This is a genomic window from Bacillus sp. FSL R5-0603 (assembly GCF_038050295.1).
GTDB classification, from domain to species: Bacteria; Bacillota; Bacilli; order Bacillales; family Bacillaceae; genus Bacillus; species Bacillus subtilis.
On sequence record NZ_JBBOYP010000001.1, the window covers coordinates 2,374,937 to 2,400,843 of the forward strand.

Here is a 25,907-nt window from a genome sequence, read left to right on the forward strand (position 1 = left end):
TTAAATCTTAACCTGAGCACAACAAAAAATCAATTTGATTTACACAATTTTAACAATTTTGATGTTTCAGCCATTCATTTTTAGCGATCCAAGCGCCTCCGATAACGCCGGCATCATTTCCAAGTGCTGCTATTGAAATATCAGCAGCTTGGGCTGCCCGCGGAAACGCGCATTTGCGGAATGTTTTCTCAACTTTTGATCTCAGCAGTTCTCCGGCTCTCGATACGCCGCCGCCAAGAACGATTTTGGATGGATTAAGCGAGCTTGCCAAATTTCCGAGCACCAAACCAAGGTGCTTGGCTACATAATCAACCACCTCAAGGGCAATTTCATCATTTTCACCCGCCGCTTCAAACACATCCCGCGCTGACAATTGTTCGGTTGCTTGTAAACGTGTCGTCTTTTTAGCATTTGCTATTTTTTCTTTTGCAATTCTTACAATTCCGGTTGCTGACGCAATTGTTTCGATACAGCCCGTTTTGCCGCAGTTGCAGGGCGCTCCGCCTTCAGGGATGCTGCAAATATGGCCGATTTCTCCGCCGGCGCCATTTATGCCATGTACAATTTCACCATTTGCAATGATGCCGCCGCCAACTCCTGTGCCAAGCGTCACGAGAATGACGTCTTTTGCGCCATCACCCGCTCCCTTCCACATTTCCCCGAGCGCAGCAATATTCGCGTCATTTTCTATAACAGCTGGGATGCCGGTTTCTGTCTCCAGATGGTTTTTCAAAGCATAATTTTTCCACCCTAGATTTACTGTTTCATAAACAACTCCTGCCGCCATATCTACAGGGCCTGGTGCACCCATTCCGATGTATTTGATGATGTGCTTCGGTTTTTGCAGCTCATCCAGCTTGCTGTCGATAGTTTTTGCAATTGTGACAGTAATCGTGTCGCCGGTTTTATCAGTCGGAACTTCCCACTTATGCTGAATTTCACCATATTGATTAATAAAAGCGAGTTTAATCGTCGTTCCTCCCAGGTCAATGCCCGCAAACCATATCTCGTCCATTTTTATCACCTTAGCCTTTATAGAAATCTCTTCCGTTTTTTGTTTGTTCCAATTCTTTTCGAAGGACAGCTGCCGCTCTGGCCCACTGCTCCTTTTCAATCATGTGGTTCATGTATAATTCCTTTAATTCATCCAGCATAAACTCAATTTCAAGCTCTCTGTCTCCAAAATAAACAATGTGGCCAAACCTTTTTAACAGCTGTTGCACATCATAAAATGTATTCATTTTCCTCACCATTTCTTGAACTTAACTATCATAAGCGTATTCATAAGGAAGCGGTCAGTCAAGAAGAAAACGCTGACAAAAAAGCCAGCCCCCTTTCTGTATTCCACCTTTATGATTCTTTATTGTTTTCAATTTGTTGCTGCAGCTCCTTGTAGCGCTGCTCCTTCGGCTCCAATTTTAAAGCCAGCCTGATGGCCTTTTCTGCTTGTGCAAGCTCATTTTTTTCCGCATACAATAAGGCTAAATTGTAATAGGAAGCATGGTCTTTAGGTTCTTTTTTCACTGCTCGTTCCAAAAGGGAAACCGCCTGATCATATTCGCCGATTTGAATATCAGATACAGCAAGAATTTTCAAAAGATCGGCAGAGGCATCTTTTTGCGCTGCTTCTCCGTTCAGCAATTCTGTTACTTCTTCATACTTTCCTTCCTGATACAGCTCGTTTGCCTGCTGAATCAGCGCTGACTGCTGGTGTGAAGGCGAATGCAATCCGTAATATAAAAATCCGGCAGCCAAAGCAATCAGCAAAACCGCTGACAACAATCTTTTTCCAAAGGCTCTGGCTTTGGGCAACCCCAATGCCGCTGCAGCGAAAAAGCCGCCAATCAAGCCGCCGATATGTCCTGAATTATCAATATTCGAAACTGCAAAACCAAAGCCCAGATTGATGATAATAATGACAATAATATTGGTTCCTATGGTTCTTAAAAACATTTTTCGATTAGACAAAGCAACATACAGTAATGCACCTAAGCATCCGAATATGGCTCCTGATGCGCCTGCCGAAGGATACGGGCTGAACACAAAGCTCGCAATCGAACCCGTAATGCCAGCAGCCAGATAAATCAGCAAAAACCGGCCCGATCCATACATCCGCTCAACCGCTGTACCAACCGACCATAAAGCGAGCGTATTAAAAGCTAAATGCGCTATGCCGATGTGAAGCACGATCGGTGTCAGAAGCCGCCACCATTCTCCTTGTGCAATCAGGCTGTTTTCCTTTGCTCCAAAAGCGACCAGCGTCTCCGTATTAGTGCTGCCTCCGTTTATTTCGAGCAAGAAAAACATTAGGATCTGAAGCGCAATAAATAAATATGTAAAAATCGGTTTTCCATTTTGAAAAACCGCCGCTTCAGTTTTTCTCTGTTCTTCTTGTTTCAGCACTAGCGAAAGGAAGCGTTCTCGCGCCATTTGCGCGTCTTCAAACGAAGCGTGTTCCTCTGTACAATCTTCTGTACGAAATGATGGAAAAACCGCTTGAAGATCATCTCGAAGCATCGTTCCTCTAACGATCGCCGGCTCAACTGACACAGTTCCCTTCTCAAAAGTTTTTTTTGCAATCTCTTCCCAGTCATCAACAGGGGCTTCCGTTGAAAAAAACACATTCAGCAGCTTCATCCTTCGTCTGCCCAATTGATGTCTGACTCGTTCTACTCGTTCGGCCTGCTCTTCGATGTCTCTAACCATTTCTTGACGGAAATCAAGATCGTGCTTATAAAGACGAACTAGATCATGAGAGGACTTGTCCGGAGCTTCCAGCCATATCTCATCTGACTCACCGGCTTGTATGACGCCATACCCGCTATTCACCAGGTGCGCCGCAATTTTCCAATATGTATACTCCAGCAAAAACATGTTTACCGCTCCAATAGTTTTTTTTCATTATAACAGCTGGCGCTCCCAAACGCCTACTGAAAGCAAAAAATCCCGTTTTTCACGGGATTTTAGAAAGCTTGCTGTATAAACTTATTGCGGATAAATGGAATTCTTAAAAACAAATGGATAAAAGACCGCCTGATTCCTGGCTGGCTGAGTACAGTATTCATAAGACGGTAGCGATTTTGATAAAACATGACGGCAGAAACCGCGAAAATGGCATAAATCAAAAGTTTTTTCATGATATCCCTCCTGCCAATAGGGTTTGTTATTCTGCCTTATTTATTCTCGAATAAGGGACAGGAAAGTTATGAAAAACAAGAAATAATCCGATCCTCTGTTATCAGCTTATGTACAGGGATGTCATGTGGCAGACTGGGTACGTGCGCATACAACTGGCACTCCAAAAGCAATGAGACTGTCTTCCCTTCATATTCACTTAAATAGCGATCATAATAGCCGCCTCCAAAGCCGACCCTAAACCCGTTAACATCAAAACAAACACCTGGAACGATCATCAAGTCAATTTGTGATGGGTTTACTTCTTTTGTTTTTTCAATTACCGGCTCGAGCAGTCCGGCGTAAACGGTTTCAAGCTGATCATCAGTCTGATATGTGCGAAATTGCATTTTCTTCGTGTCCGGATGGCATTTTGGGATGCAAACTTGTTTCCCTTCTTCCCAAGCCTGCTCAATGACAGGACGCGTCGGTATCTCTAATCCTCTGGAGATGGTGACCGCAATGGTGCGGGCATTTTGCCACTCCGGCAGAGAAAACAAGTACTTATACATACGTTCCGTTTTTTGAAGCAGATCTTCATTTGATAAAGCAGACAGTGCCTCCAGCGTCTTTTTTCTTAATTGTGATTTCATCTCTCATCCCCCTCGGAATAGAAAAAAAGCCAGAACCTTTTTCAAAGCTCTGGCTTTTTTCTTACACCTCAAACAGCAAAGCTGTTATTTTGTTTCACGGTGTAACGTAGATTTTTTATCACGTGGGCAATATTTTTTAAATTCAACGCGGTCTGGATTGTTGCGTTTGTTCTTTTTAGAAATATAGTTACGCTCACCACATTCAGTGCAAGCCAAAGTAATATTAACGCGCATTATTTTCCCTCCAAACTAAAATCATTTACTTATTCAGACTTATATATAATACCACTATAATGGACGGAATGCTAGGCTGTTTTTTAATGAATTGCTGAATTATTGAAGATACGCTCATAAAGCTGCAAATATGATGACGTAATGAGTCGGGGGTGGTGGAGCTTGAACACTTGTTGTCTGCCAGCTTCTTTTATCCGGCGGGCTTTTTCCCGGTCTTTTAAAAAGCTGTCCAGCAGATCAGCCGCTTCCTGTACGAGCATAAAATCAGCGATGATTGCCGTTTTGTCATGAACGGCATAATCACAAAAACCACCCGACTGAGAAACGACAGTCAGCACACCTTGTTCCATGCTTTCTTGCGCGGCAAGCCCAAACGGTTCATAAGAACTAGGGAAAACAGCCATTTCACAGTGAGACAGTAACGTTCTGATGTCTTTCCAATTGAGAAACGGCAGGAACATGACGCGATCCTTCAGGTTATATGCCGCAGCCAATTTCTCATAGCAGGACAGAGACGGCCCCTCCCCAGCCAGCACTAGATAGAGGTCAGGCTGACGCTGCTTCAAGATGGCAAACACCTTTAACAGCTGCGAAAATCCTTTTTCCGGAACAAACCTTCCATATGAAAAGAGGAATCTTCTATTGATGCTTCTTGGGATTTTCCCCTTCTCTCCCTCCATTGATGCAGGGCTCGGGATAACGGTTAATTTTTTATATGCCGCCTTATCAAGAGACCGCTTCATAAATGTGCTTAATACGATCAATGCATCAGCGGATTCAATTAGGAGCCGTTCGGTCTTGAGCCTGTATGGGTGTGGGGCTTCTCGGCACACCTTCTTCCTTTCGCTTTCAAGACCGTGGATTGTCGCAGCAAGCGGAAGGCCAAGCCGTTGTTTCAAATACTGAGCGGCAGGGGCTGTTGTGTCATCATGAGCATGAATCAAATCAAAGCGTTCATTGCGTGATAACACATGGCGAACCATTGTAAAGTTAGCATCAGCTATGTAATCTTCAAACTTCGCATATGAAAACAGCTGCCCGCTCGGAGTACAAACTGTAATGTTAATATGAGGCTTTAAATAGGAAATGAGGCGGTTTAAATGGACACCGAGCCCGCTTTTCGGCTCATCGGGATGTTCGGGTGAAAGCATGAGAATGTTCACCGTTCTTTTTCCCCTCTCCCATAACAGGTGTATGCAGAAAATTGCTCTACCCACCTGGTGTGCGCTTCTTCAATCTGAAAGCTGTTTATATGACGAATCCCATTTTCATCAAGATAGATGTCATCTGTACCGGCAAGCTTGAGAGAGACATTCATTGAATTCACTATTCTGTATTGAGCCCGATATACAGCATCACCAGCCGCCTGTCTAATCGTCCATTTGCCTTTATCATACGTTGTGCGTTTTGTCCTGACAGCTTCAATGTCTTTTCTTTTGATGACAATGCGCAATTCTTTTATCATATCCTGCGTTTTTTCGAAAAGGACCGCTTCAGCCAGCCGCATTGTTTCTTCTGAGATTTCCCAGCTTACGGTCAAGGTGTGAGCGTTTTGAATGATTATGTCGAATGTGTCCCTAAAAAAGGAAAGCTTATGTCGTATATTATAGGGAAATGGGTGTTTATCCATGGACTCCTAACATTCTCCTTTCCAATCGTTCACTTCGTGTTCCTATTAAACCATTACATAAAGAAGAAGCAAAGAAAGATTTCTCGACAAAATCTCGTTTTTTTCGCGAATTCCTTTAGAAACTATTGGTTTTATGGTATAAAAAAGAAGGATAAAAAAAGAATAGAAGGTGATGAAACGTGGAAATTGCTATTATTGCGTTGTTTATCGTCAGTATAGCGCTAATTGCATTCTCATATTCTCAAAGAGACCCGATGAAAGATGTAGAACAGGAGCTCGAAACACTGCAGCTTTCTGCGATGCAGGAAATTTACAAGCTCAAAAAGAAAATGACAGTGCTTGAGGAAGAATTACTGGAAACAAACCTTGTCATTCGCAAATCAAAGCAGAGCGACATCAATCAAAAAATCGCTAAACAAATACTTTCTAAATATAATAACGGTATGTCAGCTGAAGCGATTGCTAAAGCGGAGCATGTATCAGTGGAAGACGTGAATACGATTATCAAAGATAATGAGAAGGTGCTCGTATGACAAAACGGGGCATTCAGGCATTTGCTGGCGGCATCATTTTAGCGACAGCCGTTCTTGCAGCTGTTTTTTATCTGACTGACGAAGACCAGGCCGCTGCTGTAAAAGAAAGTAAAACAGTAACAGAGCAAGACGTGAACAATTACCTTGATTCTAAAAAAATGGTTTCTGTGAACCGTGATGAATATCAAAAACTTCTTGATTCAAAAGAGAAATCGTTGACCGATGACAGCAGCTCAGACACGAAAACAGACAAAGTCAAAACGTACAAGCTCAAAATTAAAGACGGCATGAGCACTGCGGATGTATCTGCTATTCTTGAAAAAGAGGGCATTATCTCCTCGGCTCAAGACTTTAATGACTACGTCATTGATGCCGGCTATCACAAAGAAATTCGTGCCGGCGAGTTTAAAGTAAAATCAGACATGAGTTTCAAAAAGATCGTAAAAACGTTAACACGATAAAAAAACAGGCTGACTCAGCCTGTTTTTTTTCATCCAAACTTTCCTGAAATGTAATCGAGCGTTCTTTGGTCCTTCGGGTTAGAGAACATTTTATTCGTATTGTCGCATTCAACAAGCTCGCCCATGTAGAAAAAGGCGGTTTGATCAGAAACCCTTGCTGCCTGCTGCATGTTATGCGTGACAATGACAATTGTGTATTTATTTTTCAGCTCTAGAATGAGTTCTTCAATTTTTCTCGTGGAGATTGGATCTAGTGCAGATGTCGGCTCATCCATCAGCAAAATATCAGGATTTGTCGCAAGCGCTCTGGCGATACAAAGACGCTGCTGCTGGCCCCCTGACAGCGAAAGAGCGGACGTATGCAATCGATCCTTCACCTCATCCCATAATGCCACGTCTTTTAATGACTTTTCCACAATTTCCTGAAGCTTCTTTTTATTTTTGGTGCCGTGGACTCTCGGTCCGTAAGCCACATTATCAAAAATAGATTGCGGAAACGGATTCCCTTTTTGGAATACCATGCCGATATTTTTTCGCAAATCCACGATGTCCACTTTATCCTTTAAAATGTTGCTGCCATTGTAGTTCAGCTCACCTGCAAGCTTTACATTCGGCGTCATTTGAATCATTAAATTCAATGTCTTGATAAAGGTCGATTTCCCGCATCCGGATGGCCCGATAATCGCCGTAACCTCATTTTCATAAATGCTCAAATTGATATTTTTTAAAGCATGATGCTGTCCATACCATAAGTTCATTCCATTGACTTGATAGACTTCCTGTTTCATTACAGCTTCGGTAGCAATACTCATTGCCGCCCTCCTATCCGAATTTCCCGTTAATATAATCCTCTGTCTTTTGCTTTTTCGGACTCGTGAAAATCTGTTCGGTCTGTCCGTACTCTACAAGCTCTCCGTTTAAAAAGAATGCCGTCCGGTCAGAAACCCGCAGAGCCTGCTGCATATTGTGCGTGACAATAATAATTGAGTATTCTCTTTTCAATCCTGTAATTAATTCCTCTATTTTTGCATTTGAAATCGGATCAAGCGCTGAAGCTGGTTCATCAAGCAGAAGAACAGCCGGCTTCATCGCAAGCGTTCTCGCGATGCATAAACGCTGCTGCTGGCCGCCGGATAACGAGAGTGCGGATGAATGTAAACGATCCTTCACCTCATCCCAGAGGGCTGCTTTTGTTAAACTTTCTTCCACAATTTCATCTAAAACAGCTTTATTCCGCTCTCCGGCATATTTCAATGCATGTGTGATATTCGCATAGATCGATTTCGGAAATGGATTTGGTTTTTGGAAAACCATTCCGATTTCTCTTCTCAAGCTGACAACGTTAATATTGCCGCCCAATATATTTAATCCCTCATAAAGGATTTCACCTTCCGCTCTTGCAGATGGAATTAAATCGTTCATTCGGTTAATATTTCTCAAAAAAGTAGATTTTCCGCATCCCGACGGCCCAATTAAAGCAGTCACCGCATTTTTTTCAATATCCATGTTTACATGATGAACTGCTTGTTTATTTCCGTAAAAAATAGACAGATCTTTGACCTCAAGCACGTGGTTCTGCTTCGGAACAATAACAGCTCGCTCAGGTTTTTCTTTTACCATTTGTTCAGACATGTTTTTCGCCTCTTTCCGTTCTAATTTGCCGTAAGCTTTTTGTAGATCATCGTGCCAAGCCATCTCGCCGCGAGATTAAACACAAGAACAGAAATCACCAGCACGGCAGAACCACCGTTGGCAATCGCTTCAGCATCCGGAATCATTCCTTGTGTATTGACGTTCCAAATGTGGACCGCAAGTGTTTCAGCGGGCCTGAAAATATTAAGCGGTGATGTTTCCGAAAACGGGTTCCACTCCGTAAAATTAAGACGCGGTGTTGTCAGGCCTGCCGTAAATAATAATGCGGCCGCTTCCCCGAACACCCTTCCTGACGCTAAAATTGCTCCTGTGATGATAGAAGGAATCGCACTTGGAATTAAAACGGTTTTTACGGTATGCCAGCGTGATACACCTAAAGCGAGAGAGGCTTCCTTCAGATCTTTAGGGACTGAACGGATCGCGTCTTCTGTCACACGCACCATGACAGGAAGGTTAAAAACAGTTAACGCAAGCGCTCCGCCTATGATCGTATATCCCCAGCCTGTTAAGTTGACAAACATCAATAATCCGAACATCCCAATGACAATAGACGGAAGAGATGAAAGCACCTCTATACATGTTCTGATGAAGTCAGTTACTTTGTTATTAGGCGCGTATTCAGCCATGAAGACTCCGCCGCCCACACCGAGCGGGATTGTAATCAGCATTGTAATAAACAAAATATAAAAGGAGTTAAACAGCTGATCTCGTATGCCTCCTCCAGCTGCAATGGCGCTCGATTTTGTTGTAATAAATTGAAAACTGAGCTGAGAAACACCGTTTATAATAATATAGGAAAACAAACCTACTAAAATGGCAGCGATAATGGCTGCACACAAACCAAACATTCCGGTCGCCAGTTTATCTGTTATTTTGCGGTTCATTACACTTTCCTCCTAGATGACAAGTAGCGAATAAGCAGGATGAACAAGAATGACATCACCAGAAGCACAAGCCCCATTGACCACAGCGTATTGTTTTCAACACTTCCGTATGTGGTGTGGCCCATATTCAGCGTGATGATCGTTGTCAGCGTTCCCGCAGTGTCAAACAGGCTTTCCGGCAATACTCTTGTATTTCCAATGACCATCTGAACAGCCAAAGCTTCACCGAACGCTCGAGCCATGCCTAACACAACAGCTGTCATCAATGTTGGAAAAGCTGCAGGCACAAGTACTTTTCTGATCGTCTGCCATCTTGTCGCACCAAGCGCGTAAGAACCCTCTCGTAAACTCTTCGGAAGAGAAGCCATTGCATCAGCAGAAATCGATGTGATCGTCGGCAGAATCATGACGGAAAGGACAATCATTCCCGCCAATAAACTGTGCCCTGTTCCGCTCGATTTGAACTGGGCGATAAACGGCACCAATACTGTAAGACCTATGAATCCATAAACAACAGATGGAATACCGACTAAAAGCTCAATCACCGGCTGCAGCACTTTCTTTCCCCAATTCGGGGCAATCTCTGTCATAAAAATCGCACCTGCAATGCCAAGCGGCGCAGCGATTAGAGCAGAAAGAATCGTTACTGCAAATGAGCCAAAAATAAATGGCAGCACTCCGTATTTCGGATCACTATCTGTAGGATTCCAATTTAAGCTCGTTAAGAATTCAATTGGGCTTACACCATTTACAAGAAAAGATTGCAGCCCCTTCACGCCGAGGAAAATGGTGATTGCAACAGATGCCGCAATCATAATCAGCGCACATGCTGTCACAATCATTCTTCCCCGAACTTCATCCAATTGCCGATTTTGCCTTGAGCTGATTAAACGCTCGCTCACAGACATATTTTCTCTATTGTTTATCATTGTTTTACACTCCTATGAATGTGTTAAGAGGAGAAACGGTTGTCCCCGCACTCCTCTTTTTATTAAGATCAGCTTTGCTTCCCGTTGGCATCGCGTGTCACTTTCATATCAGTAACCGGAATGTAGCCTTGGTCAGTAACAATGCTTTTTTGAATGTCTTCACTCTTTAGATAATCAAGAAATTCTTTAGCTAAATCTGTCGCTTCACCTTTTGTATAAGAATGCTGATAAGCCCAGATCGGATACTCGCCAGTTGCTACATTTTTCGCTTCAGGTTTAACACCGTCAATAGATAGAGCAGTTACTTTGTCATCTGTTAAATATGAGAATGCAAGATATCCAATCGCTCCCGGAGTATCAGCAATGATCTTTTTCACCGTGTTGGAGGAATCTTCAGTAATGCCTTCTGCAGGCTCCGCTCCGTCAAGCGCATATTTCACAAATGTAGCACGTGTGCCAGAAGAATCAGGACGGTTTACAAGTGTAATCTTTTGGTCTTTGCCGCCGAGCTCTTTCCAGTTTTTAATTTTGCCAGTGAAGATTTTTTTCAATTCATCTTTTGAAATATCCTTCACACCAGCATCAGGGTTTACAGCTGCTGCCATACCAACTACAGCGACTTGATGATCGACAAGCGCTTTTGCATCGATGCCTTCTTTTTCTTCAGCAAAAACGTCTGAATTCCCGATCTGAACAGCTCCTTCAGAGACTTGAGAAAGCCCTGTTCCAGAACCGCCAGCTTGTACCTGTATATCAGCATCAGGGTTTTCTTCCATAAATTTTTCCGCGGCTGCAAGTACTAGTGGCTGCATTGCCGATGAACCAGAAATGGTTAAAGAACCTGATGCCTTTTCTTCTCCTTTTGCAGAATCGCTATTCGATTTTTTACTTTCTCCTGCATTTCCGCATGCAGCTGCAATCATCATAAAAGCAGCCATCAGAAGCATAAGCATCAATTTGTTTTTTTTCATTTCCTGAATTCCCCCTGCGTATAATGTGTAATTTGTCCTACACGTATAGAGTAAAGGTTCTATGTAAAAAGGGTTTGAACCGAATGTTAAGGTTTTGTAAATCAGTGCGTTTTTTTGTATAAAAAAAACGCCCACATCATGTGAGCGTTTCTTTTTAGTTATCAGAAGACGTTGTGTTTTCTGCATTTTCTTCAATTTTGTCTTTATTCTTTTGCTGAGTATCTTCTTTGTCCTGCTTCGATTTCAGCTCAAAATATTTATCCATTACTTCCCTGCCGATTTCGTTTGTAATGGTATATTTAGCGCTGTAATCAATATAAGCCCAAGGGACTACTACAGAGATCGCAATCTCAGGATTATCAGCCGGTGCATAGGCAACAAGTGTCGTATTATAAGTCGCTGTTCCTGTTTTTGATTTATCAGGTCCATCATAGAACGATTGTGCTGTTCCTGTTTTACCGGCAGGCTGATATGACGCTGAAGCAAATTGGCTGGCAGCTGTCCCTTTTGTCATTACCCGTCTGAATCCGGCCTGCACCTCTTTAATGTATTCACTCTTCATGTCGATTTTATTCAGCACTTCCGGCTGAACGGATTGTACGACAGCACCGATCCCTCTTTTAGCATCAGGTTCTCTGACTTCCTTTACAAGCTGAGGCTTTAAGCGATATCCGCCGTTTGCAATCGTTGATACGTATTGCGCAAGTTCCAGCGGTGTATACGTGTCGTATTGGCCGATCGCATAGTCAAGTAAGAATCCCGTCAATCTGTCTGTTCCTTTATAGCCTGTCATTTCATTCGGAAGATCAATTCCAGTTTTGACACCTAATCCAAATTGGCTGAAGTAATTACGGAACGTATCAAAGGCCGTCGTATCAATCGGTAAAGCTTGGTGCGGTTTATATTCACCTTTTCCGAGCGCGATCGCTGTTTTAAACATAAATACGTTAGAAGACTGCTCTAAGGCTCTTTGAATATTGACCGGTCCTAAGTTAGTCCATGACTTTTTACCGCGTTTATCCTGACCAATATATAAAGGTTCATCTTGAAAAACAGTATTCAGATTGATAGCTCCGGTTTGAAGGCCTGTCAAGACTGTTGCGCCTTTGACTGCTGAACCCATGGCGTAAGATGACGTCATTGTACCTAAAGCGTAATCATCAATTTTATATTTCCCATTTTCTTGTTTAATCTGCTTGCCCGCCATTGTAAGTACTTCACCGTTTCTTGGGTCCATCATCACAACGAATGCCCGGTCTAACAATTGCGTGCTTGGTCTTGCTTTAGCAGATTTGAGGTTCTTCTCAATGATTTTTTCCACTTCTTTTTGCAAATCAATGTCAATCGTAAGCACGAGATCCTTACCGGCTTTGCCTTCAGATACCGTTTTTGTTCCCGTGACATTGCCGTTTGAATCTGTGATATTTTCGACTTTGGCTTTTTGGCCCTGCAGAAGGCTTTCATATTGGTATTCCAAATAGCTTTTTCCGACCCTGTCATTACGGCTGTAGCCAAGCGACAGATAATGGTCGAGCAAGTTGGACGGCAATCCTTCATTAGAGCTGGAAACACTTCCGAGCACTGAGCGAAGAAGGTTTTTATACGGATATTCACGTTCCCAATCGGACGTGACATCAACACCTGGCAGTTCGTCTAAATGTTCACTTACCACTGCCATTTCCTTCGCTGATACATCTTCGTTTTTGATATATTGAGGGGTCAATGCATAGCCCGAATCCATCTGTCTTTTGATAGCGAGGATCTGCATATCTTTATCCGTCAATTCATTCAACTGCTTATCAGTAATCCGTTTTAGCTGAAGCTGGTATAAATCGTCATCGGATATTTTTTTGTCTTCAACCTGCTGTCTTTCTTTAGAGCTAATGAGCTTTTTCGCTTCTTTCGGTCTAGTCAAAATCCAATAATCTTTTTTATCCCGTTCTGTTACTTTTTTTGTATCGACTTTGATCATGTCAGACAGCTTTTTTGCGATCTTTAAGCGCTGTTCTTGCGTGGTCGATTTAGATCTCGTGTATGTGATTGCATTTAAAGCCTTATTTGTCACAATGGCATTAAAGTTTCGATCATAAATTTTCCCGCGTGGTACCGCTGAGCTGACTTCACTTTGTTCCTGCTTATTCGCTTGGTTTTTGTAATCATCGCCTTGCACGATCTGCTTGATGCCCAGTTCCACAATAATCCAGGTAAATATAACAAAGGCAGCTAAAAATAAAATATTCAGCCGGATCGGAAGCGACTTCTTTTTCTCTTTATGATTTTGCTTTTTTGGTTTATTTCTCCTCATAACATCACCTTTTCTATTTACAGAAAGAAAAGACACTCAAGTAAGAGTGCCAGTTTTCATTTTAAAGGTTTTTTCGACTTTTTTCTACAGATAACCCCTTTTTGGCAAAAAAATTATCTCTCGCCTTTTAACAGGGTCGGTTCTGTTACCCGTTTTTGGCCGTCTTCTTCCATGGTTTCATTTTCCCCTTCTTTCTCCTTAAAACGGATATCCTTGACAAAGTAATAAATCAAAGGATGTCCTATACCCAATATCGCAAGTGACAAAGGAATTCCCACATCCTCTTTCAGAAGGGCCACAATCAGGAGAAAGCACAAAATGGAAACAATTCTGCCGGCGTTCAAGAACATTTCTCTAAGCACGATATATTCAATTCTTGCTTTTCTTGCATGCCTCGCGCGCCCTATCACATCATATGTAAGTGATACATATGGCACAAGCAACAGAGGATAGCCGATTGCAATAAAAACGCCGTACGTTAATAATGTCGAAAAGCTCATATGGAACAGAATCAAAAACAGCGCGCCATACAAAATAAGTCCGCCCAGCAAAATCGATTTTTTTCTCGCCTTTTTCTTAATCAGCCTGGATGCAAAGTAGTAGGCAAAGAAGGAAACAGCTGAATTGACAAGACCGAATGTACCGAGAGCAAGCTCGCTGTTTGTCTCAATAAATACAAACACACTGATTAAAAAGACAAAAATCCCTTCTCTCAAACCCTGAAAAAAATGCGCATTCGTGATTCTCCGCCAATTCATATTGCTATGGCGCTCTCCAAATACTTTGCTCAGCATAAAACGGCCCTTTGATTCTCTCCGTTTTAAGAAAAAACTCATCACAACAGCAAGGGCAAATAAACTGAGGGAGAGACTGAAAATCACTGTATAACCCGTATTATTTTCAAGCCTTGAGATCACAAATCCGGCTACAATCGGGCCGATCATTCCTGCAGAGGAAGACAGAATGCCCATAAACCCGTTGAAAAAGTCTCGCGTATCCGGCTCTGTTATTTCAAAGGTCAGCACGTTAAACGCTAGCCAATAAAAGCCGTAGCCCACTCCGAGCACCGCGCCGATTAGCACGAGGCGGCTGGCCGCCGTTTCTCCGGCTAAAAGCACACTTAAATAAAAGGCAGCTAAAAAAATGACGCCGAACCTTAAAATGAATACCCTGTCTATTTTTTTGGCTAACCGTCCAGCCAAATAAAAGGTTATCGGCTGCATTGTCACAATGGATAAATTATATATCGCCAAATCAATAAATTTCCCTGACTGCTTCCAAAGATACACATTAACAAATGTATTGGACAGTGCAATTCCCAGCGAGTAAAGCCCGCCAATGGTCAGCAGAAAGAGTAACCCTTTGTTTACGTCTACATCGCCTATCACTTTTTTTAGTTTGCTCATTACTGACTCCCCTTTACTATCCCTTAGTCTGTCTCACTCAAACCGAGATATGTAAAAAGAAGACATAAAAAAACAAGGCCCCATAATGAGGACCTTGTTTGTGCCATTATTTTGCTTCGCTGTATAGACGAGCCACTTCGTCCCAGTTTACAACATTCCAGAAAGCTGAAATGTAATCAGGACGGCGGTTTTGATAGTTAAGGTAGTAAGCATGCTCCCAAACGTCAAGACCTAAGATAGGCGTTTTGCCTTCTGAAAGCGGAGAATCTTGGTTTGGCGTGCTTGTGATTTCAAGTTTACCGTTGTTCACAACAAGCCATGCCCAGCCAGAACCGAAGCGTCCAGCTGCTGCTGCTGCGAATTGCTCTTTGAATTTGTCAAAGCTTCCAAATACACTGTTGATCTCTTCAGCAAGCGCGCCAGTCGGTTCGCCTCCGCCGTTTGGAGATAAAAGTGTCCAGAATAATTTGTGGTTCGCGTGTCCGCCGCCGTTGTTGCGGACTGCAGTGCGGATGTTTTCAGGAACAGAATCAAGATCTGCAACAAGCTCTTCAACTGATTTGTTGGCAAGAGCAGTGTTTCCTTCAACCGCTTTGTTTAAATTTGTCACGTATGTGTTGTGGTGTTTCGTATGGTGAATAGTCATAGTTTCCTTGTCGATATGCGGTTCTAAAGCATCGTACGCATAAGGTAATTCTGGAAGTTCGTAAGCCATGATAATTCCTCCTTAGTATATATGTACTGAAATGCCGCTTCACAGCGAGCCTTTCTTCATTCAATGTAACAAAAGAATGCTTTGTAATCAATGAAAAAGCTCACGATTTGGCTCATTTCAGCGGACATATTTCACTTTAACCGATAATCTGCCCCATTAAACCTGCCGCAGCATTTCTTATAGGACCGTCCATAAAAAGTATCCGATCATCAAAAGCTGTATGATGCCCTTTGCAATAACCCCTGTTAAAAAACCAATGAGTGAGCCGAGGCCAATTTTAAACGCTGACTTTAAGTCCTTCTGATGAACGATAAGTTCTGCGCAAACAGCCCCGATAAACGGCCCCAATATGATCCCTGCAACCGGAATGACAAAAGGCCCGATTAATAAACCGATCGTGCTTCCCCATATGGCAGCTTTGCTTCCTCCGAACCTTTTTACTCCAAGCAGATTCGACACGTAATCTGCTGCGAATAATACTGCGGCAAAAACTGCCTCAACAAGCCAGAACATATAAGAATACGGACTGAATGAAAATAAAAATCCGTACAATACAAATCCGGCAACAATAAATACTACGCTCGGAATAACAGGATACACCAGCCCGATAAAGGCAATGATAAAAACCGCTGCAATTAACAGCCAATACAACATATCCATAGCTTCCATCCTCCCATTTTACTCTGTCTTCTTCATGTCTTCCTTGTATTCACACGCATGCAACGATACAATAAGCAACATATATTAGTTTAGCTAGGAAGTGAAGATAGTGAATGTGTTTCAGCTTTTCATTAAAAGTACATACTCTCCCCGTGATATTGCAAAAACAAGATTTCAAGGAATCGGAAAAGCGATTCTTTATGTATTTTTGCTCTCTGTCCTGTTTGCAATCCCTACCGCTTATTATGTAAGTACAGGGACCGTAAAATCAATGAACGGCTTTAAAACTGTTTTAAACAAAGATTTCCCTGATTTCACAATTTCAAACGGCAAACTTCAAACGGATGAGAAAAAAGCCACGGAATCTCAGGCAAATGGTTTCGTTATCGTGTTCGATCCGACAGACTCCTATGGCACTGAACAAATTAAAGCAAAGCAAAACGCGATCGGCATCCTTCAGAACAAATTTGTTTTGGCCATTGACGGACAAGCCCAAGAAATGTCTTACTCAATGATGCCGTCAGAGTTACAGAAAAAAGATGTCATTGCAGGGTTAAACCAAAATAAAGCGATGATTGTAACTGTTCTCTCAGCTCTTATTTTTCTCGTAACAGCAGCGGGAAAATTTATTGAAGTATCGTTTTTAGCGCTTATCGGGTTAATCATTAAGAATTCGCAGAAAAAACATTTATCCTATCATCAGCTCTGGAAGCTTTCTGCTTATTCCATCACCCTTTCAACTGTATTCTTTACAATCATGCGGGCATTAGAAGCAACCGTACCAAGTGAATTTTTGCTGAACTGGTTTGTCAATTTTGTCATCCTGTTTCTCGTTTTAAAAGAGATTCCATCCAAAAAAACTGCTGTATAAACCGAGGCTGCATTCGCAGTCTCTTTTCTTTTGTCATGAATCGAAATGGACAAGCATACTATGGTATAAAATTTCGTATGCGGGAGGAAAAGCGATGAAGCGTCTCACCTTAGTATGCAGCATTGTTTTTATACTTTTTATTCTTTTTTATGACCTTAAAATTGGAACCATACCCATTCAGGACCTCCCTGTCTATGAAGCATCAGCAAAAACGGCTGTACAAGAACCGGCTTATAAAACGGTGAAGGTAAAGCCGGGTGATACGGTTATGTCGATAGTCGGATCAGCAGGTTCTCCGGATGACATTGTAAAGGATTTTGAAGCACTGAATCCAAATGTGAAAGCCAATGCCATTCAAGCGGGAACAGCGTATAAATTCCCGGTCTACCCTTAATTTAACGTTAATTTCTTGTCAGTTCGGCGAAGACACTGTTACAATGTAATTTGTAAAATAAATTCACATAAACCATACTAGAATTGTTATATCTAGAAGCGGCAACTACAATTAAGGAGCGATTGCAAGTGAGTGAAATCACACATCGTACAAAAACGCGTCCCGTCAAAGTGGGACCTTTAACAATAGGCGGCAACAATGAAGTTGTCATCCAAAGCATGACAACAACGAAAACACATGATGTAGAAGCAACGGTTGCGGAAATTAACCGTTTGGCTGAAGCCGGATGCCAAATCGTTCGGGTAGCATGTCCGGATGAACGGGCAGCAAACGCCATTGCGGATATTAAAAAGCGCATTTCCATTCCTCTCGTTGTTGACATACATTTCGATTATAAACTTGCGTTGAAAGCCATTGAAGGCGGCGCAGATAAAATCCGCATCAACCCCGGCAACATCGGCCGGCGCGAAAAAGTTGAAGCGGTTGTTAAAGCGGCCAAAGACAAAGGCATTCCGATCAGAATCGGAGTAAACGCCGGTTCATTGGAAAAACGCATTTTAGAAAAATACGGTTATCCGACTGCCGATGGAATGGTAGAAAGCGCACTTCATCACATTAAAATTCTTGAGGATCTTGATTTTCACGATATTATTGTCAGCATGAAGGCCTCCGACGTGAACCTTGCAATCGAGGCTTATGAAAAAGCGGCGAAAGCGTTTGACTACCCGCTTCACCTCGGGATCACCGAGTCAGGAACGCTGTTTGCCGGCACAGTAAAGAGCGCAGCAGGACTCGGCGCCATTTTAAGCAAAGGCATCGGGAACACCATGCGCATTTCACTAAGCGCAGACCCTGTAGAAGAGGTAAAAGTAGCAAGGGAGCTTCTGAAATCTTTCGGCTTAGCCTCCAATGCTGCCACGCTCATCTCATGTCCGACTTGCGGCCGTATTGAGATTGATCTAATAAGCATTGCCAATGAAGTGGAAGAGTATATTTCTAAGATAAAAGCGCCGATTAAAGTTGCTGTTCTCGGCTGCGCTGTAAACGGACCTGGTGAAGCGAGAGAAGCTGATATCGGAATCGCCGGCGCACGCGGTGAAGGGCTGCTGTTCCGGAAAGGGAAAATTGTCCGTAAGGTTCCAGAGGAAACGATGGTAGAAGAACTCAAAAAAGAAATTGACATTCTTGCTGAGGAACACTACGCAAAACTTGAAGCTGAAAAAGCAAAATTAAAAGAAGAAACACAAAAAGCTTGACGGGAACCCGTCAAGCTTTTTTGTGTTAGAAAAATGGAATAATAAATATTCCAAGCACTAATGAAACGACACCGATACCCATTGCCCAGGCTCCAAGGCCTTGAGCACCTCTTCTTCTTGCGATATAGCCGACAATAATACCGGCAGCTCCCAATAAAACAGGCAGTACAAACAATGAAATGATGGACAAGGCTAAAGCGATGTACCCTATTCCCCGTCCTTCATTGACATTGCCGCCGCTGCGATCATTGTCTTGGTCATTGCTGCGGTCAGCAGCACGATAAGGCTCTGCGATTTCAGCAGCTGTTTCCTCAAAAAAACCGTCATTGTCGCGGGTAATATTTGTCCCTTCAGATCCATGATCAACATAGTAACTGTTGTTATCACGCTTTTCGTAATCGTTTGCCACCTTCAATTCCCCCTTCTGTTTTATTAAAGGAGCTTTTATAGTTTGATCCATTTTGTCTGATTCATGTTTGCTAAACTTTTCTGTTAATGTCAATTGTTTATGTTACACTTGAAGGGATGAAACTGAAGGAGTGTGGGCATGTTACGCTTAGGAATAGATATTGACGGCACAATCACGGCTCAGGATACATTCGTCCCTTATTTGAACCGTTCGTTTAATCTTTCCATTTCATTAAACGATATGACGGATTATGATTTAACAAAGCTGTTAAACATTACCCAGGAAGAATTTTGGGATTGGATGAATCAAAATGAAGCGATCATATATAAGGAAGCATTGCTTGCACAGCATGCGAAACAGTCACTTGATCTTCTCAAAGAGGAGCACAAGCTTATTTATATTACAGCGAGACGGACTCATTTAACTGATATTACCTATGAATGGTTTGACAGACAAAACATTCATTATGACCACATCGAACTCGTTGGCGGTCATCACAAAGTTGAAGCGGTCAAGAATCATAACATCGACCTGTTTTTTGAGGATCATCACGGGAACGCCATGATGATTGCGAAAGAAGCCGGGATACCGGTGATTTTGTTCAATTCCCCTTATAATCAGCTTCCGATTGATTCAAACATCATCAGAGTAAACAACTGGCTAGAAGCCGTTCAATGGATGAACAACAATAAACATCACTTAATACGTGTCAATAACTGAAAAAGGAGCCCAAACCGGGCCCCTTTTTCATATATACGCATTTTACGCAGTAGTGTTTTCTTGGTTTTCCGCTGTACAATCAGGGCATGTGCCATAAATCTCAAATTTATGTCCGCTGACCTGATAGCCATCCAAATCATCACAAAGCTTGTCCATCGGACATGATTCAATTTCCTTTGTTTTGCCGCAGGCAAGACAAATAAAATGATGGTGGTGATGGGTGAATGAACACTTAAATCGGAAAAGCTTTTCACCGGACAGCTCAGTTGTTTCCAAAATCCCAAGTTCTTCATATAAAGAAAGATTTCTGTAGATTGTATCAAAGCTTAAGCCTGGATAATCATTATTCAGTGCAGACAGTACGTTTTTAGCGGTAAGATATCTGTCTGAATCAGCAAAAAGCTGCAGCATATCCTCCCGTTTGTTTGTATATTTATATCCGTTTTCTTTTAGTAGGTTCAACGCTTCTTGTACGTTCATGAAGGGTCCCCCTTTTCGCTTTGCTTAAGAACGTATCACATGTATGAAAAAGAAAATGGCAGCTGTCTGTCCAGCAAGCCATTTTCTTTACTGCAGATAAAATTATACCCATAAAATGAATAAAAGTAAATGAAAGCCTAGTGGATTGCGTTTTTGAATTTTCCGCCTCTCGTTTCATGAGTGTTCATAATTGTTATGAATGCATTTTGATCAACTTCAAACACGATCGATTTGAGCTTTGTCACTTCCAGCCTTGTGACAACCGCGTAAATTACGTCTTTTTCTTCGTCCGTATACCCGCCTTTCCCCTTCAGCTTCGTTGTTCCCCGACCGAGACGGTGCAAAATCGCGTCGGAAATCTCATCATACTGCTCAGACACAATAATGACAGCTTTTGTTTCATCAAGCCCTTGGATCACGGCATCAATCGTTTTCATCGCAATATAATAAGTCATGAATGAGTACATCGCTTGCTCAGGACCGAACACAAAAACTGCCCAAATGAAAATGAACACATTGATGAACATAACGAACTCACCTACTGAAAACGGGAGTTTTTTGGTCAGCAAAATACCGAGAATTTCTGTACCATCCATTGAACCTCCGTTTCGAATAACAAGCCCGACGCCAAAGCCGAGTAAAAGACCTCCGAACACAGTAGCCAAAATAGGCTGGGTTGTAATGGCTTCTACATGGTGAAGTGAGGATTCAATAACGGCAAGCCCGACAATCCCTATAAACGTAGAGACTAGAAAGGTCTTACCGATATATTTATATCCGAAGATCATAAAAGGAATATTTAATATGACAACGAAAAAGGCGAAATTCAGAAAGGGGTTTGACATAAAGAGGTGGTCTAAAATAAGTGATACACCGATAATCCCGCCATCAATAAAATCATTGGGGATTAAAAATAATTCAATACTTACAGCCGCAGATGCAGCTCCTACCAGAATCATAAAGACCCTGAAAATAAAATGGGTAAATGTTTCTTTCTTATGTTGTTTTGTTGGGGTCATAAAATCTCCTTTCCTGCAATAACTATTTTAAATACATTATAAATCTATTTTACCATTAAACACTGACACATTTTACTGATTTGCCCATACATTAAGTCTGGAGGTGGAATGACCGATGATTTTATTTCAAAGAATTATTTTACAGCGGCTTAATCAGGCTACTGCTGATGATTTGCTGAAGTACTCAAAACAATACGGAATCAGCTTAACAAGATCGCAGGCCGTTGAAGTAGCGAACCTGTTATACGGGAAAAATGTAAACATCTTTAATGAGAGTGAACGAATGCGGCTGCTGAAACAAGTAGAGACGATTACATCGAAAGAAACAGCCCAAACAGTTAATGAACTATTCAAACAATTCACAAGCTAAAAAATGGGGGTGTTATCCCCCATTTTTTATTGCTGTAAAATCTTTTCGAGCAATGTATCATCAAATTGTTTTACTTTCAGCATTTCAATCTCAAAACGGTATGGCGGTTTTTTGTTCTTTTTATCTTCACCGACGTATGGTGTTTCAAGAATTTTTGGAATGTCTTTTAACTGCTCATGGTGAACAACATATTGCAGTGCGTCAAAACCTATTTCACCAAAGCCAATATTTTCATGGCGGTCTTTTCTCGCACCTTTGACATTTTTGCTGTCATTGATATGAAGCACTTTAATACGGTCAATGCCAATGATTTTATCGAACTCATTTAGCACTCCGTCAAAGTCTTCGACAATGTTATACCCGGCATCATGTGTATGGCACGTGTCAAAGCACACTGACAGCTGCTCATTGTGTGTAACGCCTTCGATAATCTGTGCAAGCTCCTCAAAGCTTCTGCCGCATTCTGATCCTTTTCCAGCCATTGTTTCTAATGCAATCTGGACATTTTGATTCGGATCAATCACTTCATTTAAGCCTTCAATAATTTTTTTGATGCCGGCTTCAGCTCCTGCCCCTACGTGAGCCCCAGGATGAAGGACAATTTGCTTCGCTCCAATGGCCGCTGTCCGTTCAATTTCTGAACGAAGAAAATCAACACCCAGCTCAAAAGTGGACGGATTTGTCGTGTTGCCAATATTAATAATATAAGGCGCGTGTACGATAATCTCGTCAATGCCGTTTTCTTGCATATGTGCCCGGCCTGCTTCTATATTTAAGTCTTCAATTTTCTTTCGGCGCGTATTTTGCGGTGCGCCTGTATAGATCATAAACGTATTCGCCCCATAAGAGACTGCTTCCTGGCTTGCAGCCAGAAGCATATGTTTTCCGCTCATAGAGACGTGTGAGCCTATTCTCAACAACAGGTTCCCCTACTTTCTTTTCTTAGATTGGTTTCTTCTCTGTTTTTTCTTGATTTTCTCCATCTCATAGCTCATTTTCTTTTTATACCCAGGCTTAATCTTCTTCGGCTTTTTCACGAGACGATGAGCAATTTCATCCGCTTCATTCGGCGTTTTTTTACGCTTTTTGCGGCGCTGACGGTCATCGCCTTTTTTCCATTCGCCCTTTTCAAGCTCTAAGTAATCAAATTCGATGCCCATTTTTTCAAGTCTTACTAATGCATCCTCATCAGTAAGCTCATAAATGGTCATTGCTTGTCCTGATGAGCCAGCACGAGCCGTTCTGCCCACACGGTGAACATAGAAATCGAGATCATCCGGCAGCTCATAGTTGATAACATGGCTGACACCTTTAATATCAATACCTCTTGCGGCAAGGTCAGTTGCAATGACATAAGTGAATTCCAAATCATTGATCTGCTTCATGACTTTTTTCCGCTCACGTGGTGTTAATCCGCCGTGCAGCAAGCCGATTTTCATGCCTTTGCCAGTCAGATACTTGGCAATATGGTCAGCCGTATTTTTCGTGTTGGCAAACACAATCCCCAGGTATGGATTCAGATGCGACATGATGTCAAAAAGGAGCTTGTCCTTGTCACGATGTTTCGAAGGAATGAGGATATGCTCGATTTTCGCAGCAGTCACCTGTTTTGGCTCCACATGGGCATATTTCGGATTTTCCATGTATTTCTTCAAAAATGGTTTCAGCTTTTCCGGTATGGTCGCTGAGAACACAAGCATTTGCAGATCCTCAGGCATGCGGGAACCGATGTAATCTACATCTGCAAGGAATCCCATGTCCAGCATTAAATCCGCTTCATCAATAACAAGAGATTCCGCTTTATGAACACTTAACGCCTGTTCTTTGATTAAGTCAGCAATCCGTCCGGGTGTACCGACAACAAGATGCGGCTGTATTTTCAATTTATCAATTGATTTTTGTTTATCAGTGCCTCCGATAAAACATTTCGAGCGAATCTGACTGCCTTCCTCACCCTGCGTGATTTTAAGCGCTTCCTGATAAATCTGGTTGGCTAGCTCTCTTGTCGGAGCCGTAATGACTACCTGAACGACATCCTTAGCAGGATCGATTTTGTTTAATAAAGGCAGTAAATAAGCGTGAGTCTTTCCAGTACCCGTCTGAGACTGGCCGATGACGCTTTCTTTTTTTAACACTGCAGGAATCAGCCTTTTCTGGATATCAGTCGGTTCGTAAAAACCAAGGCGATGTACTGCATCTATAATAAATGGTTTTAATTCATAAAGTTCAAATTTCGTTTCTTTCATTTTTCCCAGCTCCTTAAAGCGGCACATTATGTGTCCATCATCACATTATACCCGATTTTGCTTAAAAACACCACGTTTGCAAGGCGTTTGTTTTATTCAGTTATGTAAAGCAAATACCGCAGCCCATGCATATTCTAATAGCAGAGAGAGCTGAAAGGAGGTACAAGTATGTTTTCACCGCAGCAGCCAATGAGAAATTACCCACAGCCCGGACCGCCCCGCCCCATGCCAAATCAGCGAATGATGGGCAGAAGACCGCCTAATATGCGAGGACCTTCATTTGGAGCACAGCAGCAAGGTTTTCAGCAAGCCGGACAATTTCTTCCTCAGGCAAATGCCGGAGCGAGAAATGGTGCAGGTGCAGGCGGAGGCTTAAAAGGAATGCTGTCAAGGTTCCTACCCGGCGGAGGAGGCGCTGGCAGCGCCGGAGTTCCCGGAGTTCCAGGAGCAGGTGCCGCAGCGAGCGGAGGTGCTGGCCTGCAAGGCATTCAAAATATCGCCAATCCTGCATCATTATCCAGTATGCTTGGAAATGTGCAAAAAGTACTCGGCATGGCGCAGCAAGTCACCCCTATGATCCAGCAGTACGGCCCATTAGTCCGCAATCTGCCAGCAATGATGAAGCTGTACAGCCAATTAAGTAAAAGTGATGATACTGAGACAGAGACCAATGAGGAAAGTGAAAAACAATCCGTTTCAGAAGAATCATCAGAAAAAGAAAAAGAGACTGAAACAAAAACCTCAGATGGGAACAAAAAATCAAAACCAAAAAGTTCTTCTCTCCCAAAAAAATCTAAAACAACTGACAATAAAGAACAAGAATCAAAAACATCTGCCCCGAAGAAAAAGGAAGCTGCCTCTCCTGTTCCGAAAAGAACATCAGGCAGTTCAAAACCGAGATTATATATTTAACATTCTTTGATATCTGAAGTGAGATTGGCTATAATGAGATCAGAAGAATGCAAGAATAGAGCCGTTTGATTACGGCTTTTTATATTGCCTTTACTCACTTCAGTATTGGAGGACAACCGAAAATGGACGTAATTAAAATTTCACCGCGCGGCTATTGCTATGGTGTTGTTGATGCTATGGTCATTGCCAAAAATGCGTCACTAGATAAAAGCTTGCCAAGACCCATCTATATACTCGGGATGATTGTTCATAATAAACACGTCACTGATGCGTTTGAAGAGGAAGGGATTTTTACATTGGACGGTTCTAACCGTCTGGACATCTTAAAGCAGGTTGACAAAGGAACTGTCATTTTCACTGCGCACGGTGTTTCTCCCGAAGTCAGAAGAATCGCAGAAGAAAAAGGGTTAGTCGCAATTGATGCTACATGTCCGGATGTGACAAAAACTCATAATCTAATCTTAGAGATGAAAGAAAAAGGATATCACGTAATCTATATCGGCAAAAAAGGGCATCCAGAGCCTGAGGGAGCCGTTGGCGTAGCGCCGGAGATCGTTCACTTAGTTGAAACAGAAGAAGATGTAAAGAAACTTGATATCCAAGCAGAGAAGTTAATCGTGACGAATCAAACAACAATGTCTCAATGGGATGTTCACGACATTATGGAGCTTGTCAAAGAAAAATATCCTCATGTCGAATATCACCAAGAGATTTGCCTCGCTACTCAAGTGCGGCAGGAAGCTGTATCAGAGCAGGCAAAAAAAGCGGACTTAACAATCGTTGTCGGAGACCCGAAAAGCAACAATTCAAATAGGCTTGCTCAAGTGTCAGAGGAAATAGCCGGGACAAAAGCATACCGGATCGGCGACTTAAGCGAATTGAAGCTCGAATGGCTGAAAGGCGTTAATACCGTTGCAGTTACAGCGGGAGCTTCAACACCGACGCCGATCACAAAAGAAGTCATTCACTTTTTAGAGCAGTTTGATCACGAAGATCCATCAACTTGGACAACTGAACATAATATACCGCTCAAAAAAATACTTCCAAAAGTAAAAGCAAAAAACTGAGGCTGTAAAAGCCTC

The 25,907-nt window shown here is 42.3% G+C and carries 31 protein-coding genes; 9 read left to right on the forward strand and 22 right to left on the reverse strand.

Going from position 1 to position 25,907, the window contains the following annotated elements:
* Window positions 1-49 precede the first annotated feature (49 nt).
* The 8 genes from glcK to NYE56_RS12130 form a co-directional block, all read right to left on the reverse strand.
* Entirely contained in the window at window positions 50-1,015 is a 966-nt protein-coding gene (gene glcK, locus NYE56_RS12095) for a glucose kinase GlcK (protein ID WP_123373069.1), read from the reverse strand.
* Window positions 1,016-1,025: 10 nt separating this feature from the next.
* Window positions 1,026-1,241: a YqgQ family protein gene (locus NYE56_RS12100; RefSeq protein ID WP_077671435.1), complete on the reverse strand. Its 216-nt coding sequence runs from the start codon at window positions 1,239-1,241 to the stop codon at window positions 1,026-1,028.
* Window positions 1,242-1,350: 109 nt separating this feature from the next.
* Window positions 1,351-2,874: a rhomboid protease YqgP gene (gene yqgP / locus NYE56_RS12105; RefSeq protein ID WP_341283900.1), complete on the reverse strand. Its 1,524-nt coding sequence runs from the start codon at window positions 2,872-2,874 to the stop codon at window positions 1,351-1,353.
* Between the two features lie 89 nt (window positions 2,875-2,963).
* A complete protein-coding gene (locus NYE56_RS12110; protein WP_003230126.1) occupies window positions 2,964-3,137 on the reverse strand; it encodes a hypothetical protein in 174 nt (57 codons plus the stop codon).
* A gap of 66 nt (window positions 3,138-3,203) precedes the next feature.
* On the reverse strand, window positions 3,204-3,767 hold the full coding sequence (locus NYE56_RS12115; RefSeq protein WP_341283901.1) for a 5-formyltetrahydrofolate cyclo-ligase: 564 nt from the start codon (window positions 3,765-3,767) through the stop codon (window positions 3,204-3,206).
* An 84-nt stretch (window positions 3,768-3,851) separates the two neighbouring features.
* Window positions 3,852-4,001, reverse strand: coding sequence for a 50S ribosomal protein L33 (gene rpmG / locus NYE56_RS12120; RefSeq protein WP_003153056.1), 150 nt, complete (start codon window positions 3,999-4,001; stop codon window positions 3,852-3,854).
* 83 nt (window positions 4,002-4,084) lie between these two features.
* A complete protein-coding gene (locus NYE56_RS12125; RefSeq protein WP_335450785.1) occupies window positions 4,085-5,164 on the reverse strand; it encodes a glycosyltransferase family 4 protein in 1,080 nt (359 codons plus the stop codon).
* A complete protein-coding gene (locus NYE56_RS12130; protein WP_268555531.1) occupies window positions 5,161-5,631 on the reverse strand; it encodes a hypothetical protein in 471 nt (156 codons plus the stop codon). Before NYE56_RS12130 ends, NYE56_RS12125 begins: the two co-directional genes overlap by 4 nt.
* A gap of 179 nt (window positions 5,632-5,810) precedes the next feature.
* Between NYE56_RS12130 and NYE56_RS12135 the strand changes: the two genes are divergently transcribed.
* Together NYE56_RS12135 and NYE56_RS12140 are read left to right on the forward strand one after the other, a co-directional pair.
* A complete protein-coding gene (locus NYE56_RS12135; protein ID WP_014477348.1) occupies window positions 5,811-6,164 on the forward strand; it encodes a hypothetical protein in 354 nt (117 codons plus the stop codon).
* Window positions 6,161-6,625: an endolytic transglycosylase MltG gene (locus NYE56_RS12140; protein WP_014477349.1), complete on the forward strand. Its 465-nt coding sequence runs from the start codon at window positions 6,161-6,163 to the stop codon at window positions 6,623-6,625. Before NYE56_RS12135 ends, NYE56_RS12140 begins: the two co-directional genes overlap by 4 nt.
* Before the next feature lie 29 nt (window positions 6,626-6,654).
* Here the strand turns inward: NYE56_RS12140 and pstB (NYE56_RS12145) are convergent, their stop codons facing one another.
* The 9 genes from pstB (NYE56_RS12145) to NYE56_RS12185 form a co-directional block, all read right to left on the reverse strand.
* Complete coding sequence (gene pstB / locus NYE56_RS12145; protein WP_014480273.1) at window positions 6,655-7,437, reverse strand: phosphate ABC transporter ATP-binding protein PstB; 783 nt, start codon at window positions 7,435-7,437, stop codon at window positions 6,655-6,657.
* A gap of 10 nt (window positions 7,438-7,447) precedes the next feature.
* Window positions 7,448-8,257 carry a phosphate ABC transporter ATP-binding protein PstB gene (pstB, locus tag NYE56_RS12150; RefSeq protein WP_015384102.1) on the reverse strand — a complete coding sequence of 270 codons (810 nt, stop codon included), beginning with the start codon at window positions 8,255-8,257 and terminating at the stop codon, window positions 7,448-7,450.
* A 20-nt stretch (window positions 8,258-8,277) separates the two neighbouring features.
* Window positions 8,278-9,162, reverse strand: a complete 885-nt coding sequence (gene pstA / locus NYE56_RS12155) for a phosphate ABC transporter permease PstA (RefSeq protein ID WP_003230103.1) — start codon at window positions 9,160-9,162, stop codon at window positions 8,278-8,280.
* Window positions 9,162-10,091 (reverse strand): phosphate ABC transporter permease subunit PstC, encoded by a 930-nt coding sequence (gene pstC / locus NYE56_RS12160; RefSeq protein ID WP_268555533.1) that lies wholly within the window; start codon window positions 10,089-10,091, stop codon window positions 9,162-9,164. Before pstC ends, pstA begins: the two co-directional genes overlap by 1 nt.
* A 68-nt stretch (window positions 10,092-10,159) precedes the next feature.
* A complete protein-coding gene (locus NYE56_RS12165) occupies window positions 10,160-11,062 on the reverse strand; it encodes a phosphate ABC transporter substrate-binding protein (protein WP_341283902.1) in 903 nt (300 codons plus the stop codon).
* A 154-nt stretch (window positions 11,063-11,216) separates the two neighbouring features.
* The gene (gene pbpA, locus NYE56_RS12170) at window positions 11,217-13,367 is read right to left on the reverse strand and encodes a peptidoglycan D,D-transpeptidase FtsI family protein (RefSeq protein ID WP_212058905.1); all 2,151 of its coding nucleotides are present in this window, start codon (window positions 13,365-13,367) and stop codon (window positions 11,217-11,219) included.
* A gap of 113 nt (window positions 13,368-13,480) precedes the next feature.
* A complete protein-coding gene (locus tag NYE56_RS12175; RefSeq protein WP_003230095.1) occupies window positions 13,481-14,773 on the reverse strand; it encodes an MFS transporter in 1,293 nt (430 codons plus the stop codon).
* 106 nt (window positions 14,774-14,879) lie between these two features.
* Complete coding sequence (gene sodA / locus NYE56_RS12180; RefSeq protein WP_004398583.1) at window positions 14,880-15,488, reverse strand: superoxide dismutase SodA; 609 nt, start codon at window positions 15,486-15,488, stop codon at window positions 14,880-14,882.
* A 177-nt stretch (window positions 15,489-15,665) separates the two neighbouring features.
* Complete coding sequence (locus tag NYE56_RS12185; protein ID WP_004398518.1) at window positions 15,666-16,148, reverse strand: DUF456 domain-containing protein; 483 nt, start codon at window positions 16,146-16,148, stop codon at window positions 15,666-15,668.
* A gap of 109 nt (window positions 16,149-16,257) precedes the next feature.
* Between NYE56_RS12185 and NYE56_RS12190 the strand changes: the two genes are divergently transcribed.
* The 3 genes from NYE56_RS12190 to ispG all read left to right on the forward strand — a co-directional run bounded on the left by NYE56_RS12190 (window position 16,258) and on the right by ispG (window position 18,669).
* Complete coding sequence (locus tag NYE56_RS12190) at window positions 16,258-17,019, forward strand: DUF1189 domain-containing protein (RefSeq protein ID WP_341283903.1); 762 nt, start codon at window positions 16,258-16,260, stop codon at window positions 17,017-17,019.
* A gap of 94 nt (window positions 17,020-17,113) precedes the next feature.
* Window positions 17,114-17,413 (forward strand): LysM peptidoglycan-binding domain-containing protein, encoded by a 300-nt coding sequence (locus NYE56_RS12195; protein WP_003230087.1) that lies wholly within the window; start codon window positions 17,114-17,116, stop codon window positions 17,411-17,413.
* 122 nt (window positions 17,414-17,535) lie between these two features.
* Window positions 17,536-18,669: a flavodoxin-dependent (E)-4-hydroxy-3-methylbut-2-enyl-diphosphate synthase gene (gene ispG, locus NYE56_RS12200; protein ID WP_010886567.1), complete on the forward strand. Its 1,134-nt coding sequence runs from the start codon at window positions 17,536-17,538 to the stop codon at window positions 18,667-18,669.
* 25 nt (window positions 18,670-18,694) lie between these two features.
* On the opposite strand, the gene NYE56_RS12205 is transcribed toward ispG, so the two are convergent.
* Entirely contained in the window at window positions 18,695-19,084 is a 390-nt protein-coding gene (locus tag NYE56_RS12205) for a DUF308 domain-containing protein (RefSeq protein ID WP_010886568.1), read from the reverse strand.
* Between the two features lie 132 nt (window positions 19,085-19,216).
* Between NYE56_RS12205 and NYE56_RS12210 the strand changes: the two genes are divergently transcribed.
* A complete protein-coding gene (locus NYE56_RS12210; RefSeq protein ID WP_003246215.1) occupies window positions 19,217-19,798 on the forward strand; it encodes a nucleotidase in 582 nt (193 codons plus the stop codon).
* A 42-nt stretch (window positions 19,799-19,840) separates the two neighbouring features.
* Here NYE56_RS12210 and zur read toward each other — a convergent pair whose 3' ends face one another.
* A complete protein-coding gene (zur, locus tag NYE56_RS12215) occupies window positions 19,841-20,278 on the reverse strand; it encodes a zinc uptake transcriptional repressor Zur (protein WP_021480043.1) in 438 nt (145 codons plus the stop codon).
* 137 nt (window positions 20,279-20,415) lie between these two features.
* Window positions 20,416-21,297, reverse strand: coding sequence for a YitT family protein (locus NYE56_RS12220; protein ID WP_003230077.1), 882 nt, complete (start codon window positions 21,295-21,297; stop codon window positions 20,416-20,418).
* A gap of 115 nt (window positions 21,298-21,412) precedes the next feature.
* Here NYE56_RS12220 and NYE56_RS12225 point away from each other — a divergent pair, with 115 nt between their 5' ends.
* Window positions 21,413-21,667: a DUF2624 domain-containing protein gene (locus NYE56_RS12225; RefSeq protein WP_003230076.1), complete on the forward strand. Its 255-nt coding sequence runs from the start codon at window positions 21,413-21,415 to the stop codon at window positions 21,665-21,667.
* A gap of 26 nt (window positions 21,668-21,693) precedes the next feature.
* Here NYE56_RS12225 and NYE56_RS12230 read toward each other — a convergent pair whose 3' ends face one another.
* Together NYE56_RS12230 and cshB are read right to left on the reverse strand one after the other, a co-directional pair.
* The gene (locus tag NYE56_RS12230; RefSeq protein WP_341283904.1) at window positions 21,694-22,587 is read right to left on the reverse strand and encodes a deoxyribonuclease IV; all 894 of its coding nucleotides are present in this window, start codon (window positions 22,585-22,587) and stop codon (window positions 21,694-21,696) included.
* Window positions 22,588-22,596: 9 nt separating this feature from the next.
* Window positions 22,597-23,913, reverse strand: coding sequence for a DEAD-box ATP-dependent RNA helicase CshB (gene cshB / locus NYE56_RS12235; RefSeq protein ID WP_341283905.1), 1,317 nt, complete (start codon window positions 23,911-23,913; stop codon window positions 22,597-22,599).
* Window positions 23,914-24,081: 168 nt separating this feature from the next.
* Here cshB and vrrA point away from each other — a divergent pair, with 168 nt between their 5' ends.
* On the forward strand, window positions 24,082-24,825 hold the full coding sequence (gene vrrA, locus NYE56_RS12240) for a VrrA/YqfQ family protein (RefSeq protein ID WP_341283906.1): 744 nt from the start codon (window positions 24,082-24,084) through the stop codon (window positions 24,823-24,825).
* Window positions 24,826-24,947: 122 nt separating this feature from the next.
* Window positions 24,948-25,892, forward strand: a complete 945-nt coding sequence (locus tag NYE56_RS12245) for a 4-hydroxy-3-methylbut-2-enyl diphosphate reductase (protein ID WP_341283907.1) — start codon at window positions 24,948-24,950, stop codon at window positions 25,890-25,892.
* Window positions 25,893-25,907 lie beyond the last annotated feature (15 nt).

Excerpts from the sequence above, each read along its gene's own strand:
- pstC (WP_268555533.1), bottom strand. The coding sequence starts at position 10,091 with ATGATAAACAATAGAGAAAATATGTCTGTGAGCGAGCGTTTAATCAGC.
- NYE56_RS12175 (WP_003230095.1), bottom strand. The coding sequence starts at position 14,773 with ATGAGCAAACTAAAAAAAGTGATAGGCGATGTAGACGTAAACAAAGGG.
- NYE56_RS12195 (WP_003230087.1), top strand. The coding sequence starts at position 17,114 with ATGAAGCGTCTCACCTTAGTATGCAGCATTGTTTTTATACTTTTTATT.
- NYE56_RS12225 (WP_003230076.1), top strand. The coding sequence starts at position 21,413 with ATGATTTTATTTCAAAGAATTATTTTACAGCGGCTTAATCAGGCTACT.
- vrrA (WP_341283906.1), top strand. The coding sequence starts at position 24,082 with ATGTTTTCACCGCAGCAGCCAATGAGAAATTACCCACAGCCCGGACCG.
- rpmG (WP_003153056.1), bottom strand. The coding sequence starts at position 4,001 with ATGCGCGTTAATATTACTTTGGCTTGCACTGAATGTGGTGAGCGTAAC.
- NYE56_RS12110 (WP_003230126.1), bottom strand. The coding sequence starts at position 3,137 with ATGAAAAAACTTTTGATTTATGCCATTTTCGCGGTTTCTGCCGTCATG.
- NYE56_RS12245 (WP_341283907.1), top strand. The coding sequence starts at position 24,948 with ATGGACGTAATTAAAATTTCACCGCGCGGCTATTGCTATGGTGTTGTT.
- NYE56_RS12165 (WP_341283902.1), bottom strand. The coding sequence starts at position 11,062 with ATGAAAAAAAACAAATTGATGCTTATGCTTCTGATGGCTGCTTTTATG.
- glcK (WP_123373069.1), bottom strand. The coding sequence starts at position 1,015 with ATGGACGAGATATGGTTTGCGGGCATTGACCTGGGAGGAACGACGATT.
- pbpA (WP_212058905.1), bottom strand. The coding sequence starts at position 13,367 with ATGAGGAGAAATAAACCAAAAAAGCAAAATCATAAAGAGAAAAAGAAG.
- NYE56_RS12185 (WP_004398518.1), bottom strand. The coding sequence starts at position 16,148 with ATGGATATGTTGTATTGGCTGTTAATTGCAGCGGTTTTTATCATTGCC.
- NYE56_RS12130 (WP_268555531.1), bottom strand. The coding sequence starts at position 5,631 with ATGGATAAACACCCATTTCCCTATAATATACGACATAAGCTTTCCTTT.
- NYE56_RS12100 (WP_077671435.1), bottom strand. The coding sequence starts at position 1,241 with ATGAATACATTTTATGATGTGCAACAGCTGTTAAAAAGGTTTGGCCAC.
- yqgP (WP_341283900.1), bottom strand. The coding sequence starts at position 2,874 with ATGTTTTTGCTGGAGTATACATATTGGAAAATTGCGGCGCACCTGGTG.
- zur (WP_021480043.1), bottom strand. The coding sequence starts at position 20,278 with ATGAACGTACAAGAAGCGTTGAACCTACTAAAAGAAAACGGATATAAA.
- pstB (WP_015384102.1), bottom strand. The coding sequence starts at position 8,257 with ATGTCTGAACAAATGGTAAAAGAAAAACCTGAGCGAGCTGTTATTGTT.
- NYE56_RS12115 (WP_341283901.1), bottom strand. The coding sequence starts at position 3,767 with ATGAAATCACAATTAAGAAAAAAGACGCTGGAGGCACTGTCTGCTTTA.
- pstA (WP_003230103.1), bottom strand. The coding sequence starts at position 9,162 with ATGAACCGCAAAATAACAGATAAACTGGCGACCGGAATGTTTGGTTTG.
- NYE56_RS12210 (WP_003246215.1), top strand. The coding sequence starts at position 19,217 with ATGTTACGCTTAGGAATAGATATTGACGGCACAATCACGGCTCAGGAT.
- cshB (WP_341283905.1), bottom strand. The coding sequence starts at position 23,913 with ATGAAAGAAACGAAATTTGAACTTTATGAATTAAAACCATTTATTATA.
- NYE56_RS12140 (WP_014477349.1), top strand. The coding sequence starts at position 6,161 with ATGACAAAACGGGGCATTCAGGCATTTGCTGGCGGCATCATTTTAGCG.
- NYE56_RS12220 (WP_003230077.1), bottom strand. The coding sequence starts at position 21,297 with ATGACCCCAACAAAACAACATAAGAAAGAAACATTTACCCATTTTATT.
- pstB (WP_014480273.1), bottom strand. The coding sequence starts at position 7,437 with ATGAGTATTGCTACCGAAGCTGTAATGAAACAGGAAGTCTATCAAGTC.
- sodA (WP_004398583.1), bottom strand. The coding sequence starts at position 15,488 with ATGGCTTACGAACTTCCAGAATTACCTTATGCGTACGATGCTTTAGAA.